The 504-nt window shown below is 28.8% G+C and carries 1 protein-coding gene and 1 pseudogene; both read left to right on the top strand.

The features are described from left to right. Positions 1-239, top strand: a pseudogene (locus EJJ37_RS20610) (hypothetical protein); the annotation flags it as partial. 66 nt (positions 240-305) lie between these two features. Beyond that, a partial coding sequence (locus EJJ37_RS19865; protein WP_133017138.1) for a hypothetical protein occupies positions 306-504 on the top strand: 199 nt, incomplete at its 3' end.

Raw genomic sequence — 504 nt, 5'->3', positions numbered from 1 at the left:
AAGAAGTTATTTTTAAGAACGATAAGGAAGAATTGCAGCACGATAAAGAAAAAAATCAGAACGATATTAAGACTATAGAGGTTGGAAGTATAGTTAAAGTTAAATATCAAAATAAAGAGTATATAGGGAAAGTAGTTAGAATATATGGTCCAAGTAATAAAACAGTAAATGTAATTTTCAATGGAATGCATTCGACTTTTTATATGGATCATGTAGAGAGTGTTAGTGAAGAAAACTGATAATTTGGAGGAAGAGTAATGAAGTATAGATTATATATTGATGAGGTTATAAAGTTTTAACATGAAATGCTTATAGAAGTTGATGAAGATAAGATAAGTGATGAAGAATTTCAAAGCATCTTAGATAAAGCAGAGAAGGAAGGAAAGCAAATGGGATGGGATTACATTGGAAACTCGTTAGAACATAAAAATATAAAGGTTTTAGAAATAGTAGAAGATGATAATGGCGATATAGATGAAGTTGAAATAACGGATTGTTTTGAAG

Source organism: Clostridium cuniculi (genome assembly GCF_004353185.1).
GTDB lineage: Bacteria > Bacillota > Clostridia > Clostridiales > Clostridiaceae > Clostridium > Clostridium cuniculi.
This window is presented reverse-complemented; position numbering and strand designations above follow the sequence as displayed.